Origin of the sequence: Micromonospora sp. DH14, from assembly GCF_029809455.1 — a bacterium.
Lineage (GTDB): Bacteria > Actinomycetota > Actinomycetes > Mycobacteriales > Micromonosporaceae > Micromonospora > Micromonospora parva.
Window position 1 is genome coordinate 221,916 of sequence record NZ_JARVKT010000010.1, and the last position, 17,400, is coordinate 239,315.

Here is a 17,400-nt window from a genome sequence, read left to right on the forward strand (position 1 = left end):
GCAGCAAAGGTGGGGTCATTGGCCTATCAAGGGTGGCAGATGCCACGCTCAGGACACGAATAGCGGGTGCTTTCCGGCCAATGTCATGGCCTGCTCAGCCACCTGGTCAACGTGGATCGAGTTCGGGTCAAGGCTGGGATGGTCCTTACGCAGTTCGCGGATGAAATACGAGGTCACATCATTCAGGTCGAGTACATGGTCGGCCTGAACGTATATGCGGAGCAGGTTCGGACGCTCCTGACGGAACTGGACGCCAACGATCCCTGGGTAAGACTTGAGGATGTGAACTGGCAAGATGGCGGAAAGCTCCAGGAAGCCTGTGCTCGAAGAGACCTGAACGATGTCTTGCTCACGGCCGAGCACGGCACGGAAGGCCAACGCATTGCCATCAATCACGTCAGCCGGCTCGACCCGATCACCGATAGCATAGTTGATTAGGGGGAACAGCCGCGGTGTTAGGCTGGTGATGGTGAGATCCCCGTCGGTGTTGACCAAGCAGATGTGACTGTCCCAGATGACTCTGATCCACCTGGTGCGACCACATGACATGGCCACCACTCCGGTCTCGGCAGCCCCGTACTCGATCACCGCTGGTACCTGAAACACCCTTTCAACCAGTGCAATGTCCGCGTCGCTAGCAGTCTCGGCACAAAGGATGGCGGCCCGGAGCCGGCTCTTCTTGCCAATGTCCAAGCAATTCCGCTCTATGTGCCGAGCCAGCTTGAAGACAGCCGAGGTGTAGCCGACGACAGCAACCGGATTGCTGCGGCGGAAGGCCATGTAGTGAGCGTGCATCGACGCCTCGCTCATATCGTAGGCGTTCAGCCGTGTGATGTTGGCGAGGTAATCGGTTACTCGACGTTGACCTTGGGCCAGCCGGCCACGCATGCCACTACCGAACAAGTGCGAGTGCCCCCAGAGCAACACTTGCCGGTCGAGTGGACGAAATCCGGACCAATGGCGCCCGAGATAGTTGTCGACCCAGCGGTCAGCCACTTCGGAGGGATCCCGCGGATACCGAGTTGGCTGGCCAGTGCTCCCACCACTCGAGTAGGCGTGGGTGATCCGTCCGCCCTGGAAGATCTCGTCGGCGCGCCGAATCAGGATGTTCTTGTCGATGACAGGGAAGTCGCGGAGTTCGGAGGGCCGTTGGATGCGCTCGGGCAGGTGGTGCTCCCGCTTCCACGCACGGTAGAACGGCACCTCGGTGATGCAGTACTTCCATATATCGTTGAACTTCCGAACCTGAATTCGCTCAATGTCATCACGGCTTAGGTCTTCTTCGAAGCGAGCGATTCGGCGCGCCAGTTCCTGGTGACGCCCGGCAAGAAGCGTGTGGCGCAATATCGATGCGTTCATCGGCGAAGAAGTTCCTTTCCCTGCTGCAACAGCATGCCGTGCTCAACTGGCCTGACGCCGCCAGCACGTGCCACGCCTGCGGCGTACAACGACGACCCAACCGCCTGGTTACGGCGGCCGGCGAATACTCGCGGCCCCGTTCAGCTTATTGGACAGAAAATCCGAATCGTGCCACGGCGGCCATACTGTCGGATATCAAGGAACAGGCAGAAGCCACCTACTGGAACCACTCTCACATTGCTGGAGTCGTTGATGTCACCCACCACCGCGCCGCGCCCCCGGCTGACCTTCCTCGGCACCGGCTACCTCGGCGCGACGTACGCCATCTGCTTCGCGGAACTGGGCTACGAGGTGATCGGCTACGACGTCGACGTCAACAAGATTGCCAAACTGTCCGGCGGTGATGTGCCGTTTCACGAGCCAGGTCTCGACGAACTTCTCAAGAGGAACCTGGCTGCCGGGCGGCTGAGGTTCAGCACGAACCTGGCCGAGGTCGCCGACTTTGGCGACGTGCACTTCATCTGCGTGGGCACTCCCCAGCGCGTCGACGGCATGGGTGCCGACCTGTCCTACGTCGAAGCTGCCGTTGCCGGCCTGGCACGGCACCTGACACGCAGGGCCCTCATCGTCGGTAAGTCCACTGTGCCGGTCGGCACCGCGGAGTGGGTAGAGCAACTCGTCGAAAAACATGCTCCCGCCGACCTGGGCGTCGAGGTGGCCTGGAGCCCGGAGTTCCTGCAGGAAGGCTTCGCCGTCGAAGACGTGCTGCGCCCCAACCGCATCGTCGTCGGCGTCAAGAGCGAATGGGCCAGCGGCATGCTCCACGCCTCCCACAAGGGGGTCTTCGACCTGGCCGCCAGCGAGGACCGCGACGTGCCGGTCGTGGTCACCGACTTCGCCACCGCCGAACTGGTCAAGGTAGCCGCGAACGCTTTCCTCGCCACCAAGATCTCCTTCATCAACTCCATGGCCGAGGTATGCGAGGCCGCCGGCGGCGACGTCGTCGAACTGGCCCGGGCCATCGGCCACGATCCACGCATCGGCAACCGTTTCCTCCAGGCCGGCCTCGGCTTCGGCGGCGGCTGCCTACCCAAGGACATCCGCGCCTTCCAGGCCCGGGCTCAGGAACTCGGCACTGGCGAGGCCCTACGCTTCCTGCACGAGGTCGACCTGATCAATCAGCGCCGCCGCGCCCGCGTGGTTCAGCTCGCCTCGGAGCTCCTCGGCCGCCGCTACGGACCCGCCGGCCCCGACCTGTCGGGCCTCCGTATCGCCGTGCTCGGCGCCACGTTCAAACCCAACTCGGACGACGTACGCGACGCACCCTCGCTGGCCGTCGCCGCCCTGCTGGCCAAGGCTGGCGCCGCTGTTCACGTCTACGACCCGCAGGGCATGACCAATGCCCGCCGCGCACAGCCGCACCTCAGCTACGCCCCCACCATGGCCGATGTCGTGCTCGACGCCAACCTTGTCTGCGTGCTCACCGAATGGGCCGAATTCCGCAACGCGGACCCCGACATCCTTGGCGCTCTCGTCAGCGACCGTCGCGTCATAGACGGTCGCAACTGTCTGGATCCAACGCTGTGGGCCCGGGCGGGCTGGCAGTACCGAGGAATGGGCCGCCCTCAGATGACGGAGAACCCGACGTTCATGTGATCGACCCTATGGCCGTCAGCGAACGACTTCCAGCAGTCCGGCCGGGCGTACACGTACATCAACCAACACGACACCGAACCGACCATCACAGCAAGCAGCGACGTCGGCACGGCTAGCAACCACGCACCCATCGACCGATTGACATCGATCACGCCGCACCGAAGGCTCGCGCCTACAGGTCCTTCACCCAAGGAGGCGCGATGAGACCGAGACGACTGGCGATCGCCAGCGTGGTCACCCTGCTCGGCGCACTGGCACTCACCCCACCGGCCAGCGCGCGGCCACCGTCCGACCCGGGCGCCCGCGACGGCCTGGAGGTGTACGTCGGCACCGTCGACGCGAAACAGCGGGAGCAACTGCGCGCGGCGGGGGTCGATCTCGGCCACGACGCGAAGACGGACTCGGCCGGCCGGACGACTGTCGAGACGGTGCTCAGCCGACGGCAGGCGAAGCGGTTGGCCGACAAGGGCGTACCGCTGTCGGTGAAGAAGGTTCGCGGCAAGGACGCGTCGCAGGCGCTGCGGGAGCAGGCCGCGGCCGGCTGGACGAGTTTCCGTCCCTACGGTGAGCCGGGCGGCCTGCGCGACGAGCTGAACGCCACCGCGGCCCGGTATCCGAAGCTGACCAAGGTGCAGACGATCGGTCGCAGCCAGCAGGGGCAGCCGATCGTCGCGGTGAAGGTCACCAAGAACGCGCGGACCGTCGAGGACGGCAAGCGGCCGGCGGTGCTGTATGCCGGCGCGCAGCACGCCCGCGAGTGGATCACGCCGGAGATGACCCGCCGACTCATGCACCACGTGCTGGACAGCTACGGCACCGACCCGGAGATCACCAAACTCCTGAACACGACCGAGCTGTGGTTCCTGCCGGTCGCCAACCCGGACGGCTACGACTTCACCTTCACCCCCGGCAACCGGTTGTGGCGCAAGAACCTGCGGGACAACAACGGTGACGGGCAGATCGGCTCCGGCGACGGCGTCGACCTGAACCGCAACTTCAGCTACAAGTGGGGGTACGACAACGAGGGCTCGTCGCCGGAGCCGAACAGTGAGACCTACCGGGGCCCGGGCCCCAACTCGGAGCCGGAGACGGTGGCCCTGGACCGGCTCTTCAAGCGGGTCGGGTTCGAGTTCTTCGTCAACTACCACTCGGCGGCCGAGCTGCTGCTCTACGGCGTCGGCTGGCAGGTGAGCACCCCCACCCCGGACGACGAGATCTACAAGGCGATGGCCGGGGACGACGCGCACCCGGCGGTGCCCGGCTACGACCCGGACATCTCCGCGGAGCTGTACACCACCAACGGGGACACCGACAGTCACGCCACCGTCAAGTACGGCACGCTGGGCTTCACCCCGGAGATGTCCACCTGCGAGGCCGCCTCGGCTGTCGACCCGGACGACCAGTGGCGCCCGGAGGACTGCGTCAGCGGTTTCATCTTCCCGGACGACGAGGCGCTGATCGCCGGCGAGGTGGGCAAGAACCTGCCGTTCGCGCTGGCCGTGGCCCGGTCTGCGGCGGACCCGGACGAGCCGGTGTCGGTGGTTGGTCGGAGCACCCCGGACTTCGTGGTGGACGCCTTCGACACCTCGTACGGGCGCACCCAGCAGGTCGCCTCGATCACCCGTCGGGCGCTGAAGAACGTGCGGATGCACTACATGGTCAACGGTGGGCGGCCGAAGACTGTCGCGGTCCGCGAGTGGCGCGGCGGCGAACGGTACGGCGACACGCACGACGACTACTACGCGGAGCTACGGGGCACGGTCAGCGGTGCGAAGCCGGGCGACCGGGTGGAGGTCTGGTTCACCGGGAACAAACCGCGTGCCGGGGTGGTGGCCAGCGAACACTTCACCTACCGGGTGCACAACGACATCGGCGGTGACGTGCTGGTCCTCGCCATGGAGGACGTCACCGGCCTCAGCCCGGCGCAGACCGGCAGCTCCGCGAAGTACGCCGACGAGGTCGCGGCGTCGTTGAGCGCCGCCGGGCGCAGCAGCGACGTGTACGACTTCGACGTCATGGGCCGTAAGGCGCCGCATCCGCTGGGCGTGCTGTCGCACTACCGGGCGGTGGTCTGGGAGACCGGCGACGACGTGATCCTGCGCTCCCCCGGTCAGGTGGCCGGCACGACGGCCAGGGCGGCCCTGGACACCGAGCTGGCCGTTCGGGACTACCTGAACGAGGGCGGCAAACTGCTGCTCAGCGGCCAGTACGCGTTGTTCGCGCAGGGCGCCAACGGGTCGTACGTCTATCACCCGGACGCGCCACCGGAGTGCACCGACGCCGGTGACGCCAGCTGTCTGCCCCTGTTGAACGACTTCCAGCAGTACTGGCTGGGCGCGCACACCTACGTCAGCGACGGCGGAACCAGCCCGGCGGGGGAACCGTTCCCGGTCGCCGGGACCGACGCGGCGTTCACCGGCTTCAGCGGGCAGCTGAACGCTTCGGGCTCGGCGGAGAACCAGGCGCACACCGCGTCGTTCCTGACCACGTCGAGCTTCCTGCCGCCGGACGAGTTCCCGCAGTTCGCCAGTTCCGCGCCGGTGGGCTGGACCCGACCGGGCGGTGCGCCGTTCGATCCGCGTACCGGTGAGTGGTACCTGTACAGCGGGCAGACCGACGAGTCGTACAAGCGGCTGACCCGCACGGTGGACCTCACCGGGGCGAGCAGCGCGGAGTTGCGCTTCTTCACCTCGTACGAGATCGAGCAGGACTGGGACTTCATGTTCGTCGAGGCGCACGAGGTGGGCAGCGACGACTGGACGACACTGCCGGACGTCAACGGCAAGACCGGCACTGTCACCGGCGACAGCTGCGCCGAAGGTTGGGTGGAGCAGTTGCACCCGTTCCTCGCGCACTACCAGGGCGCGGACTGCTCCCCCACCGGGAGCACCGGCAGCTGGAACGCGGCGACCGGGTCGTCGGGTGGTTGGAAGGAGTTCGTGGTCGACCTGTCGGGCTACGCCGGTAAGCAGGTCGAGGTGTCGATCACGTACGCCTCGGACTGGGGCACCCAGGGGCTGGGTGTCTTCCTGGACGACGCCCGGGTGCTTGTCGACGGGTCGACCGTGGCGGAGACCTCGTTCGAGTCGGCCGACCTGGGGGGCTGGACGGTGGCCGGTCCGCCGCCCGGCTCCGCGGGCAACGCCAACGACTGGTCGCGCAGCCAGCAGGCGTTCGAGGAGGGTTCGGTGGTGGTCACCGGGGACACGGTGTATCTGGGCTTCGGGTTGGAGGGTCTGCCTCCGGCGGCCCGCGATGACCTGGTCGCCCGCTCGTTGACCCACCTCACCGGTCAGCCCCGCCCCTGACGGCGGCGAGGTGTGCCGGCGGTCCGCGGGCCGCCGGCACACCTTCGGCGTACGCCGGGTGCGCCCGCCAGCGATGTGATGAGCTGTACGGGTGTCGGGGCTGGGACTTGTGCTGCACCCCACCCGGGATGTCACCGAGGTGGTCGGGATCATCGAGCGGTGGGCGACGCGTCACCACAAGACGCTGATGGTGCGCGAGGAGGACCAGCACCGTGTCCCGTCCGCCGTCGAGCCGGTGCCGGCGGGTGAGGTCGCGGCCCGCGCCGACGCGTTGATCAGCATCGGCGGTGACGGCACCATGCTGGGTGCGCTGCGCTCCGCCATCGGCGACCCCAAGCCGGTGCTCGGCGTACACCTGGGTCGTCTGGGGTTTCTCGTCGAAGTCGAGCCGCCGGAGTTGCCCGAAGCGCTGAGCCGGCTGCTGTCGAAGGATTTCACCATCGAGTCGCACGCCTGCCTCGCCTGCGACGTCTGCGGTGACGACATCGTGGCGTTCAACGACATCGCGTTGGTTCGCCAGCCGGGCGCCGGCTTCGTCAGCGTCACGCTCGCCATCGACGGCCAGCAGTACGGCTACTACCGCAGCGACGCCGTGGTGGTCAGCACGCCGATCGGCTCGACGGCGTACAGCTACGCCGCCGGTGGTCCACTGATCTCCCCGGCGGCGGACTCGGTGGTGATCACGCCGGCGGCGCCGATGGCCGGCATCTCCCGGGCGGTGGTGCTCTCCCCGGACGAGAAGATCCGCTTGGAGTTGCAGCCCAACTCGTCGCCGGTGGTCGTGGAGATGGACGGGCTGGTGTTCCGCGACGCGGCGACGGAGGGGACGGTGGACATCTCGTACCGCCGCGATGCCGGTCTGGTGGTCCGCTTCGACCCGTTGCGTTACCAGGAACGCAACCAGTTGAAGATGACGCTGCTCGACCTGCCGTTCCTCCCCGAGCAACTCCGCGAACTGCTCCCCGAAGAGCTGCGCCGGCGCGGCCAACAACTACCCCCACCCGCCGACCCCCCACCCTGCTAACCCCCACCCCGGCCCCACCCGGCTTGATCATGAAGTTATTGCCACGACACGCCGCGCCGGGTGGCAATAACTTCATGATCAACGGGCGAGGCGCCCGGGGTCAGGGGTGCGGGTCAGGCCTGGGTTAGGGCTTGGTCTACCAGGGTTTTGGCTTCTTCCTGGACCTTCTTCAGGTGGTCGGGGCCCTGGAAGGACTCGGCGTAGATCTTGTAGACGTCCTCCGTGCCGGAGGGCCGCGCGGCGAACCAGCCGGACTCGGTGCTGACCTTCAGGCCACCGATCGGTGCGCCGTTACCCGGGGCGGTCGTCAGCGTCGCGGTGATCGGCTCGCCGGCCAGCTCGGTGGCGGTGACCTGGTCCGGGGAGAGCTTGCCGAGCACGGCCTTCTGCTCCCGGGTGGCGGGGGCGTCGATCCGGGCGTACGCGGGCGTGCCGAAGCGCTCGGCCAACTCCGCCCAGTGCTCGCTCGGGCTGCGGCCGGTGGTGGCCAGGATCTCGGCGGCCAGCAGACAGAGCAGCAGGCCGTCCTTGTCGGTGGTCCAGGTCGAGCCGTCGCGGCGCAGGAACGACGCCCCGGCGCTCTCCTCACCACCGAAGCCGACAGCGCCGTCGAGCAGGCCGGGCACGAACCACTTGAAGCCGACCGGCACCTCCAGCAGCGGCCGGCCCAGGTCGGCGGCCACCCGGTCGATCATCGACGAGGAGACCAGGGTCTTGCCCACGGCGGCGGCCGGACCCCATTCGGTGCGGGTGCGGAACAGGTGGCCGATCGCCACCGCCAGGAAGTGGTTGGGGTTCATCAGCCCGGCGTCCGGGGTGACGATGCCGTGCCGGTCGGCGTCGGCGTCGTTGCCGGTGGAGATCTGGTAGTCGGCACGCGCGGCGATCAGCGACGCCATCGCGTTCGGCGAGGAGCAGTCCATCCGGATCTTGCCGTCGCCGTCCAGGGTCATGAACCGCCAGGTCGGGTCGACAGTCGGGTTGACCACTGTCAGGTCCAGCCGGTGCCGCTCGGCGATCTCACCCCAGTACGCCACGCTCGCCCCGCCCAGCGGGTCCGCGCCGATGCGGATCCCCGCGTCACGGATGGCGTCGATGTCGATCGCCGCCGGCAGGTCGTCGACGTAGTGGGCGAGGAAGTCGTACTCACCGGTGGTGTCGGCGGCCCGCGCCCGCGCGTAGGTGATCCGGCGGACCTCCTTGAGCCCGGCGGCGAGGATGGCGTTGGCCCGGTCCTGGATCCACCGGGTCACGTCGGTGTCGGCCGGCCCGCCGTTGGTGGGGTTGTACTTGAACCCGCCGTCGTCGGGCGGGTTGTGCGACGGGGTGATCACGATGCCGTCGGCGAGGCCGCTGGTCCGCCCCCGGTTGTGGGTGAGGATCGCGTGCGACAGCGCCGGGGTCGGGGTGTAGCCGTCGCGGCTGTCCACCAGCACGGTGACCCCGTTGGCGGCGAGCACCTCCAGGGCGTCCACCGCGGCCGGCGCGGAGAGCGCGTGGGTGTCCCTGGCGAGGAAGAGCGGCCCGTCCAACCCCTGCTCGCGTCGGTAGTCGCAGAGCGCCTGGGTGACCGCGAGGATGTGGTCGGAGTTGAACGCGTTGCGCAGGCTGGAGCCGCGGTGCCCGGAGGTGCCGAAGGAGACCTGCTGGGCCGGGTCCGCGGGGTCCGGATGCTCGGCGTAGTAGGCGGTCACCAGACGCGGCACGTCGACCAGGTCGGCGGGCTCGGCGGGCTGGCCGGCACGGGGGTGGGTCACTGCGGGATCCTCCTCGGGAAGTGCGGGACGCTCACGGCACGACCTTCTGGCCCTTGCCGATCACCACGATGCCGTTGTCGGAGACGGTATAGCGCTGCCGGTCCTTCTCCAGGTCGACGCCGATCTCGACGCCTTCCGGGACGAACACGTTCTTGTCCAGGATGGCCCGCCGGATCACCGCGTGCCGGCCGATCTCCACACCCTCCATCAGCACCGAGCCCTCGACGTGCGCCCAGGAGTGCACCCGCACCTTCGGCGAGACGATCGAGTTCTCCACGAGCGAGCCGGAGATCACCACACCCGGGGAGACCATCGAGCCGACCGCCCGGCCGACCCGCTCACCCCACTGGTGGACGAACTTCGCCGGAGGCCACGGCGGCTGCTCGGTGTAGATCGGCCAGTCGAAGTTGTACATGTTGAAGACGGGGTGCACGTTGATCAGATCCATGTGGGCGTCGTAGAACGAGTCGAGCGTTCCCACGTCCCGCCAGTAGCCGCGGTCGCGGTCGGTGCTGCCCGGCACCTCGTTGTCGCGGAAGTCGTAGACGTTGGCCTCGCCGCGCTCGACGAGCATCGGGATGATGCTGCCGCCCATGTCGTGCTTGCTGGTCTTGTCCTCGGCGTCGCGCTCGACCGCCTCGCAGAGCGCCCGGGTGGTGAAGACGTAGTTGCCCATCGAGGCGTAGATCTCGTCCGGCGCGTCGGGCAGGCCGACCGCGTCGGTGGGCTTCTCGCGGAACGCGCGGATCCGTTTGCCGTCCTCGCCGACCTCGATGACGCCGAACTGGTCGGCCATCGACAGCGGCTGGCGGATGCCGGCGACGGTCACCGCCGCGCCGGAGGCGATGTGGTCCTCCACCATCTGCCGCGGGTCCATCCGGTAGATGTGGTCGGCGCCGAAGACGATCACGTAGTCGGGCTGCTCGTCGTTGATGAGGTTGAAGCTCTGGTAGATGGCGTCGGCCGAGCCGGCGAACCACCACGGACCGCGACGTTGCTGTGCGGGCACGGGGGTGACGTAGTTGCCGAGCAGCGTGGACATCCGCCAGGTCTTGGTGATGTGCCGGTCGAGGGAGTGGGACTTGTACTGGGTCAGCACGACGATCTTGAGATAGCCGGCGTTGGCCAGGTTGGAGAGGACGAAGTCGACCATGCGGTACATCCCGCCGAACGGGACGGCCGGCTTGGCCCGGTCCGTGGTGAGTGGCATCAGGCGCTTGCCCTCCCCACCCGCCAGGACGATCGCGAGCACCTTGGCAGCCATGCCCAGACGCTATCCACCCTCGCCCCACTTCACCACTCGTACGGGGAGTCTTCTGCACTAGGGTGCGGGGTCATGACGGAACCCACCCCGCTGCGCGTCGATCTGCTCACCCGCGAGTACCCACCGGAGGTCTACGGCGGCGCGGGCGTGCACGTCGAGTACCTGGCCCGGGAGTTGCGCCGCCGCACCGACGTGCGGGTGCACTGCTTCGGCCTGCCGCGCTCCGAGCCGGGCGTCACCGCGTACCCCGAACCGCCCGGCCTGACCGGCGCGAACGCCGCGTTGCGCACGATGGGCGTGGACCTGGAGATGGCCGCCGGCACGGCCGGCACCGACGTGGTGCACAGCCACACCTGGTACGCGAACCTGGCCGGTCACACCGCGAAGCTGCTGCACGGGGTGCCGCACGTGGTGACCGCGCACAGCCTGGAGCCGCTGCGGCCGTGGAAGGCCGAGCAGCTCGGCGGTGGTTACGCGCTCTCCTCGTGGATCGAGCGCACGGCGTACGAGTCGGCCGACGCGATCATCGCGGTCAGCGGCGGGATGCGCGCCGACGTGCTCACCGCGTACCCGCAGATCGATCCCGACCGGGTCCGGGTGGTCTACAACGGCATCGACACCGTCCAGTACGCCCCGGACGCCGGCACCGACGTGCTCGACCGGCTCGGCATCGACCCGTCCCGGCCGAGCGTGGTCTACGTGGGAAGGATCACTCGGCAGAAGGGCCTGCCGTACCTGCTGCGCGCCGCCCGGGAGTTGCCGGCGGACACCCAGCTGGTGCTGCTGGCCGGTGCGCCGGACACTGCCGAGATCGCCGCCGAGGTCGAGGAGTTGGTGGCCGAGCTGCGGGCCAACCGTTCCGGGGTGGTCTGGGTGGCCGAGATGCTGCCCAAGCCCGAGGTGATCCAGGTTCTCACCCACGCCACCGTCTTCGCCTGCCCGTCGGTGTACGAGCCGATGGGCATCGTCAACCTGGAGGCGATGGCCTGCGAGACGGCGGTGGTGGCGACCGCCACCGGCGGTATCCCCGAGGTCGTGGCCGACGGTGAGACCGGGCTGCTGGTGCCGATCGAGCAGGCCACCGACGGCTCCGGCACGCCCCTGGCCCCGGACCGTTTCGTGGCCGACCTGGCGGCGGCGATCAACACGCTGCTGGCGGACCCGGCGCGCACCGAACGGTTCGGCCTGGCCGGCCGGCGCCGCGCGGTGGAGCACTTCTCCTGGGACGCCATCGCCGGGCAGACCCTGGAGGTGTACCGCTCGGTCGGGGCGACGGGCTAGCGCTCAGCGACGTGTCCGACGCCACAGCAGGTACCCGGCACCGAGGACGGCGACGGCGACCACGACGTTCACCGGCGTCGGCCAGGGCCCGCGCTGTGGACGGCCGGCGTCGCGGACGGTCAGCTCGGGCAGCAGGCCGGCAGCTAGGTGCAGGTCGAGGACCTCGCAGTTCTGCATGCCCAACTCGCAGGTACGGCCGGTGTCAAAGCGGGACAGCGTCCGTCGGGTACCGGTGCCGAGTTGCACCTCGGCCAGCGCCAGGTGACCCGCGGAGTCACTTGTCGCGACGACCATCGTGTCCGCCGAGCGCCAGCCGAGCAGCTGCACGACGTCCTGGACCGCCGCCGGTGGTGTGAAGTCGTCCGTGACGGGCAGGAAGTCGACGTCGCCGACCTTCCACAGGAAGGTGCCGTGGCGGCCGGTGTCTCCGCCGGTGGTGCCGTTGAACGGCCCATCCAGGATCCACTGCTCGGTGGCGAGGAACCGGCCGTCCGGCGACCAGCCGACCTCGGCCGCCAGTTCACGTCCGGCCGGGATCTGGACCTTGCCGTACTCGCGCCCGTCCAGGTCGATGAGGTGGGCCGTCTGGCCGACCTGCACGGCCAGGCGGCGGCTGTCCGGAGCGAACGCCGCCGTCCACGCCGGTTTGATCGTCGGCACCTCGGTGCGGCGTCCGGTCGACAGGTCGAGCAGCCAGAGCGTGCCGGTGCGGGCCACCTCGGCTTCGACGACGTTGACGGTGCCGAACTCGCCGGAGTTGCTGAGCGGCGCCGCGCTGTACGCGACGTGACCGCCGTCGGGGGACCACGCCAGCAGCCGCACGCCGACCTCTTCGCCGAGCGGAAGGGATCGGCGCCCCCCGGTGGTCAGATCCTCGAGGATCAGGTTGTCGGTCGCACCACGCTCGTCGCCGAGCAGCACGTGAGTGCCGTCCGGGGCGAGGAGCGCCGACGGGCGGTTCCGCTGTTCACTGGCGTCGACCCGCCGATAGGTGTTTCCGTCGGCCCCGACGACCAGTGACTGGAACATGCTGAACGTCTCGCCGTTGCCGTAGCCGTAGAGGGCGATCGCGCGGCCGGGCGGAGCCTTCGCGACGGTGCTGGTGAGTAGTGAGTACCCGGCGAGACGGTCCGGCAGGCTCGGCCTCGTCGACGGGGCCGCTGGCTGAACGGAACCCTGCACACCGGGCACGATCAGGACGGCCAGGACCAGCACGGCGACCACCCACACCGAGGCGACGCCGAGCCGGCGGCGCCGAATTGAGCGGCGGGCCTGGGTGAGCACGCCGTCCAGGTAACCGGGCGGCAACGGCGGCGGATCGTCCGGCAGGGTGGCGAACAGTTCTCTCATGGCGTGTCCGACCCCTCCGGCTCGTAGTTCGGCAGAAGGCGGCGCAACGCCGCGATGGCGTACGAGGTCTGGCTCTTGACGGTGCCGGTCGAGCAGCCCAGCGCCACCGCGGTTTGCGCGACGTCGAGGTCCTCCCAGTAGCGCAGGACCAGCACCGCGCGCTGTCCACGGGACAGTTTCGTGAGCGCGGCGAGCAGGTCGATGCGGTGTTCGGCGCCGGCGAGCGGCGGCGTCGCGGGCCCGATCACGTCGGCCACCGGCCGTACCCGTCGGGTCCAGGACCGCTCCCGCTCGGCCAGGTAGGCGTGGACCAGCATCACCCGGACGTAGCCGTCCACGGAGTCCGCCTCCGATGCCCTACGCCAGTGCCGGTACAGCGCGACGAGGCACTCCTGCACCAGGTCGTCGGCGGCCGACCACTGCCCACACAGCCGGTACGCCAGTCGTCGCAGCCACGGCATGCGTGCCTGCACGTACTCGACGTACTCTCGTTCATTGCGCAATCCGGCCTCCCGAAACACTAGGAGTGGTCCCGGACCCGTTTTGGTTGTGGCGGGTCGCGTGCGAACTCGTGTCGTGACCGCATTGCGGCCGATCCGGTCAGGCTGAGCCGCGCGCCGCGGCACTCACCTCAGATCGCCGTGCCGGGCGGGGACTTGAGCAGCGAAGCCGCCTCGGCACGATAGCCACCCTGCCCGGTGCGCAGGGCGCTGGCCGCCAGCCGAATCAGATCGATGTTGACCCCGGCGGCACCGCTCGGATCGTGCACCGTCAGTTTCACGTCGAGACTCACGGCCGTTCCGCCCCATCCCTGCGCCTCGAGGTTGAGGTGCGCCACCTTCTGCGATTTCAGCTGTGACAGGTAACCGAGTGGAGCCACCTGCACCTTGTCGGCAGCCGAGAGCGCGTTGAGCTTGGACTGCGCCTTGGTGTTGGGGTTCTCGACAAGGTTGCGGAAGTCCTCGGTGCCGCCCAGATTGACCTGGTAGGAGGTGACGAGCGTGAGGCCCCGCTCCGCCAGGAGCCGCAGCAGCGCGTTGTGCAGCACCGAGGTGCCGAACTGGCTGGCCAGGTCGTCGCCGATCAGCGGCAGCCCGGCCGCCTCGAACCTGTCCAGCAGCCGTGGATCGCGCGCGACCGGGTCGGCGGTGGTGTTGATGAACGCGGCTCCCGCCGTGTGCGCCGCCTCGGCGTACGCCCGGGCGGTCTCCGGCCGGCCACTGGGCGCCGAGTAGAGCAGCACCTCCGCCCCGGCCAGCGCCGCCGCCACCCGCGGCACCTCGCTCGCGTCGACGAGGCCCTTCGTGACGGGCACACCCGCGCTGGGCAGGTCGCAGTCCAGCCGGGGAAAGTTGTTCGGCGGCAGGAAGATCGCCTCGGTCAGGTCCCGACCGATCTTCTCCGCGGAGGTGGCGAAGGCCGCGACGATGTCGATGTCCCCCACGCCGAGCCCGTCGATCACCGGTCGACGGATGCCGACCAGGCTGCCGCTGTCGCGGTAGAGAGCAAGCCCCTGCACCAGTGCCGACGTGTTGTTGCCGACGCCGACAACAGCGACCTTCACCCGTTTGATCATGGCGGAAGGCTACGTCACCTCCGGTTCGGCGGTCCGTCCCGACGGTATCCCGTAACGGGCCGGAAGGAGTCGTACATCTGTTCTAGTCTCTGCCTGTGATCGATGCGTTGGAGCAGGCCGAGGCCGCTGTCGCGGCCTGCTTCGACACGCCCGTCTGGGCCGCCGGTGAGCGTGACCTCGTCGCGGCACTCGACGCGGCGCACCGCATCGAGCAACGCCTGGCCGCGGTCAAGCTCGCCCTCGTGCGCGAGCTGGACGGTCGAGGCACCGCCACCGCCCAGGGCGCGTCCTCGACGGCGGTGTGGCTGCGGGACCGGCTTCGTCTCGGGGTCGGTGCCGGCCGGCGGCTGGTCGAGCTGGCCGCCACCCTCGACGCCGCCCCCACCGGGGTGCGGGACGCCTTGGCCAGCGGGCTGGTCGACGTGGCGCAGGTCCGGGTCATCGCCGACACGGTCCAGACCGTCCACGGCACCGCCGGCACGGAGGCCGCCGACAAAGCCGTCGGCGTCCTCGTCGACTGGGCGACGCGGTTCGACGCGGCCCTGCTGCGCAGGCTCGGCACCCGCATCCTCGACCACGTCGCCCCAGAGATCGCCGACGCCGCCACCGAGGCCGCGCTGCGAGCCCACGAGTCGCGCACCGCCCGAGACCGGCACATCACCATCAGCGAGCAGACCGACGGCCGGCTACGCCTCACCGGCATCCTCGACACCGAAGCCGCCGCCGCGTTACGCGCCGCCATCGACCCGCTCACCACACCCACCGGTCCCGACGACACCCGCAGCGCCGGGCAACGCCGCCACGACGCCCTGGCCGACGTGTGCCGCCTCGCGCTGCGCACCGGTGAGCTGCCGGAGCGCGGCGCCGACCCTGCCCAGGTCGTGGTCACCACCGGCTATGACCCATTGGCCCGGCAGTTGAGCACCGGCACCCTTGACACCGGTCTTCAGCTCACCCCCGAGGCCGTGCGCCGGCTCGCCTGCGACGCCGCCATCCTCCCCGCCGTCCTCGGCGGTGCCGGCCAACCACTCGACGTCGGCCGACAACGCCGCCTCATCTCGGGTCCGCTGCGACGCGCCCTGGTGCTCCGCGACCGAGGTTGCGCCTTCCCGGGCTGCGACCGCCCGCCCCGCTGGTGCGACGGCCACCACATCCGGCACTGGGCCGACGGCGGCGACACCAGCCTCGACAATGCCGTGCTGCTCTGCGGCCACCACCACCGACACCTGCACCACGGCGACTGGGCGGTCCACCTCGGCGGCGACGGCCACCCCGAGTTCGTCCCACCCGCCTGGCTCGATCCGGAACAACTCCCCCGCCGCAACCACTACCACCGACGCAGATAGCCACCGACGCGGGGAAGCCGAGCGCGGGGCGTGCGTCAGGTGACGTGGAGGGTGGCGGCGAGCGGGGCCAAGCCGGCGGGCGCGTCGGCCGACCTCCACACGACGGCGACCAGCCTCCGCACCACCGGCCGGTCGTGCACCTCCCCATGGGCGGTGCGCTCCGCGTCGAGCAGCGTCCGGCCCGCCCGGAGCATGTCGCCGACCCGGGCGTACGCGCGGGCCACGTCGAGGAGGTACGCGGCCCGATGTTCGAGCGGGAGCCACCGCCACTCGTCTCCGGCCACCAGCCGCTCGTGCCGCGCCATCGCCGTTGGACTGTCGCCGAGGGTCACCTCGACCACCACACGGGCTGCCTCGACCGCCGCCCGGGAAAAGCTCCCGCCGCCGTCCGTGCCGATGTCTCGGCTGATCGTCTCGGCCTGGTCGAGTGACTGGTGGGCGAGGCGTTCGTCTCTCCCACCTGCGGCGGCGAGGGCGACCTGAAGGAGCAGCGTCCCCCGCAGCGCCAGGTTGGCCGAGGACCCGACGTCGAACTCGTGCGCTCCGATGCGGTCGGCGGCGGCAACCGCCGCGTCCAGAGCGGACCGTCGTCGACCCCGAGACCGCAGCGCCTGACTCAACGGCACGGTTGCGGTGCCGGCCAGCTGCGGGTCGTGGGCCGCCAGGGCGACAGCCATCCCACGATCGGCGGCCAGCCAGGCCAACTCGCCCTGGTCAACCTTGATCAGCACCAGGGCGACGAGCGCGTACACCGACACCAGCAGCTCGTCCGCCGCGGCGGGGTGAGCTGCCCGTGCTTCGCGCACGTCGTCGAGCAGGCCGGGCAGCAGCATCAGCAGTGCCGAGTACCGGGCATGCCGATAGCTCTGCTCGGCATGCGCCAGCCGGGTAACCACCTCCTCGGCCAGCGGCGGTCGGTCCGTGCCCGGCAGGTGGTACCGGGCCAACGCCGTCCGGATCCCGTCCACCCCGGCGACGACCGGCGTCGGCCGCATGGGCCGCGCCTCCAGCAGGACCTCCACGTCGATGCGCAGCGTCTCGGCGACCTCCCGAAGGTTGGACACCCGCTCCAACCGGCGTACCCCACGCTCGACCTTGTCCACCCAGCTCTTCGACTTGCCGAGCCGGTCGGCGAACTGCTGCTGCGTCATGTTCCGCCGCACCCGCCACTGCGCGACCCGGCGACCCACCGGCAGCTCGTTCACCGCCGGCCCGTCGCGCTCACCGCACGACCCCAAGAACAAACAACAGGAGTACGACCACAGCGATCACGAGTCCGTAGGCGTACTGCCGCCGGGTGAGCGGTGCCCGCGTCGGCCGGGGCGGACCGGGCACCCGATCCCCGTCCGGCTGCGGAGGCCGCGCCCCGGCGATCGGGTACGCGGGCGGCAACGGCCCGTCCGGCAAACGCTCGTCCAACTGTGCCTCCTCACGGCACGACGAAATGGTCGGTAGGTGGGTGGGCGGTAGGTGGGTGGG

At 69.5% G+C, this 17,400-nt stretch carries 13 protein-coding genes; 5 read left to right on the plus strand and 8 right to left on the minus strand.

Going from position 1 to position 17,400, the window contains the following annotated elements; translation table 11 throughout:
* Positions 1 to 48 precede the first annotated feature (48 nt).
* Positions 49 to 1,359 (minus strand): hypothetical protein, encoded by a 1,311-nt coding sequence (locus QCZ28_RS16150; RefSeq protein WP_279517424.1) that lies wholly within the window; start codon positions 1,357 to 1,359, stop codon positions 49 to 51.
* Between the two features lie 252 nt (positions 1,360 to 1,611).
* On the opposite strand from QCZ28_RS16150, the gene QCZ28_RS16155 reads away from it, so the two are divergent.
* From QCZ28_RS16155 to QCZ28_RS16165, 3 genes are all read left to right on the plus strand, one after another.
* Positions 1,612 to 3,015 (plus strand): UDP-glucose/GDP-mannose dehydrogenase family protein, encoded by a 1,404-nt coding sequence (locus tag QCZ28_RS16155; protein WP_279517425.1) that lies wholly within the window; start codon positions 1,612 to 1,614, stop codon positions 3,013 to 3,015.
* A 200-nt stretch (positions 3,016 to 3,215) separates the two neighbouring features.
* Positions 3,216 to 6,323 carry a M14 family metallopeptidase gene (locus QCZ28_RS16160; RefSeq protein ID WP_279517426.1) on the plus strand — a complete coding sequence of 1,036 codons (3,108 nt, stop codon included), beginning with the start codon at positions 3,216 to 3,218 and terminating at the stop codon, positions 6,321 to 6,323.
* A gap of 91 nt (positions 6,324 to 6,414) precedes the next feature.
* A complete protein-coding gene (locus tag QCZ28_RS16165) occupies positions 6,415 to 7,347 on the plus strand; it encodes an NAD(+)/NADH kinase (RefSeq protein ID WP_030335155.1) in 933 nt (310 codons plus the stop codon).
* Positions 7,348 to 7,460: 113 nt separating this feature from the next.
* Here QCZ28_RS16165 and pgm read toward each other — a convergent pair whose 3' ends face one another.
* Positions 7,461 to 9,104, minus strand: coding sequence for a phosphoglucomutase (alpha-D-glucose-1,6-bisphosphate-dependent) (gene pgm / locus QCZ28_RS16170; RefSeq protein WP_279517427.1), 1,644 nt, complete (start codon positions 9,102 to 9,104; stop codon positions 7,461 to 7,463).
* Between the two features lie 31 nt (positions 9,105 to 9,135).
* Complete coding sequence (glgC, locus tag QCZ28_RS16175; RefSeq protein ID WP_030335777.1) at positions 9,136 to 10,368, minus strand: glucose-1-phosphate adenylyltransferase; 1,233 nt, start codon at positions 10,366 to 10,368, stop codon at positions 9,136 to 9,138.
* 72 nt (positions 10,369 to 10,440) lie between these two features.
* On the opposite strand from glgC, the gene glgA reads away from it, so the two are divergent.
* Positions 10,441 to 11,649 carry a glycogen synthase gene (glgA, locus tag QCZ28_RS16180; protein ID WP_279517428.1) on the plus strand — a complete coding sequence of 403 codons (1,209 nt, stop codon included), beginning with the start codon at positions 10,441 to 10,443 and terminating at the stop codon, positions 11,647 to 11,649.
* Between the two features lie 3 nt (positions 11,650 to 11,652).
* Here glgA and QCZ28_RS16185 read toward each other — a convergent pair whose 3' ends face one another.
* The 3 genes from QCZ28_RS16185 to QCZ28_RS16195 all read right to left on the minus strand — a co-directional run bounded on the left by QCZ28_RS16185 (position 11,653) and on the right by QCZ28_RS16195 (position 14,575).
* On the minus strand, positions 11,653 to 12,999 hold the full coding sequence (locus QCZ28_RS16185) for a hypothetical protein (RefSeq protein ID WP_279517429.1): 1,347 nt from the start codon (positions 12,997 to 12,999) through the stop codon (positions 11,653 to 11,655).
* Entirely contained in the window at positions 12,996 to 13,502 is a 507-nt protein-coding gene (locus QCZ28_RS16190; RefSeq protein WP_279517430.1) for a SigE family RNA polymerase sigma factor, read from the minus strand. Before QCZ28_RS16190 ends, QCZ28_RS16185 begins: the two co-directional genes overlap by 4 nt.
* A gap of 128 nt (positions 13,503 to 13,630) precedes the next feature.
* Positions 13,631 to 14,575 (minus strand): inositol-3-phosphate synthase, encoded by a 945-nt coding sequence (locus QCZ28_RS16195; protein WP_279517431.1) that lies wholly within the window; start codon positions 14,573 to 14,575, stop codon positions 13,631 to 13,633.
* 95 nt (positions 14,576 to 14,670) lie between these two features.
* On the opposite strand from QCZ28_RS16195, the gene QCZ28_RS16200 reads away from it, so the two are divergent.
* The gene (locus QCZ28_RS16200) at positions 14,671 to 15,921 is read left to right on the plus strand and encodes an HNH endonuclease signature motif containing protein (protein WP_279517432.1); all 1,251 of its coding nucleotides are present in this window, start codon (positions 14,671 to 14,673) and stop codon (positions 15,919 to 15,921) included.
* 35 nt (positions 15,922 to 15,956) lie between these two features.
* On the opposite strand, the gene QCZ28_RS16205 is transcribed toward QCZ28_RS16200, so the two are convergent.
* Both QCZ28_RS16205 and QCZ28_RS16210 read right to left on the minus strand, forming a co-directional pair.
* Positions 15,957 to 17,126: a helix-turn-helix transcriptional regulator gene (locus tag QCZ28_RS16205; RefSeq protein ID WP_279517433.1), complete on the minus strand. Its 1,170-nt coding sequence runs from the start codon at positions 17,124 to 17,126 to the stop codon at positions 15,957 to 15,959.
* A gap of 16 nt (positions 17,127 to 17,142) precedes the next feature.
* Positions 17,143 to 17,400 (minus strand): hypothetical protein (locus tag QCZ28_RS16210; protein ID WP_279517434.1); only part of this gene is annotated, 258 nt, incomplete at its 5' end.

What these genes read in the sequence shown, in the direction of transcription:
- QCZ28_RS16150 (WP_279517424.1), bottom strand. Translation starts at nt 1,359, where the DNA reads ATGAACGCATCGATATTGCGCCACACGCTTCTTGCCGGGCGTCACCAG.
- glgA (WP_279517428.1), top strand. Translation starts at nt 10,441, where the DNA reads ATGACGGAACCCACCCCGCTGCGCGTCGATCTGCTCACCCGCGAGTAC.
- QCZ28_RS16195 (WP_279517431.1), bottom strand. Translation starts at nt 14,575, where the DNA reads ATGATCAAACGGGTGAAGGTCGCTGTTGTCGGCGTCGGCAACAACACG.
- QCZ28_RS16155 (WP_279517425.1), top strand. Translation starts at nt 1,612, where the DNA reads ATGTCACCCACCACCGCGCCGCGCCCCCGGCTGACCTTCCTCGGCACC.
- QCZ28_RS16160 (WP_279517426.1), top strand. Translation starts at nt 3,216, where the DNA reads ATGAGACCGAGACGACTGGCGATCGCCAGCGTGGTCACCCTGCTCGGC.
- QCZ28_RS16185 (WP_279517429.1), bottom strand. Translation starts at nt 12,999, where the DNA reads ATGAGAGAACTGTTCGCCACCCTGCCGGACGATCCGCCGCCGTTGCCG.
- glgC (WP_030335777.1), bottom strand. Translation starts at nt 10,368, where the DNA reads ATGGCTGCCAAGGTGCTCGCGATCGTCCTGGCGGGTGGGGAGGGCAAG.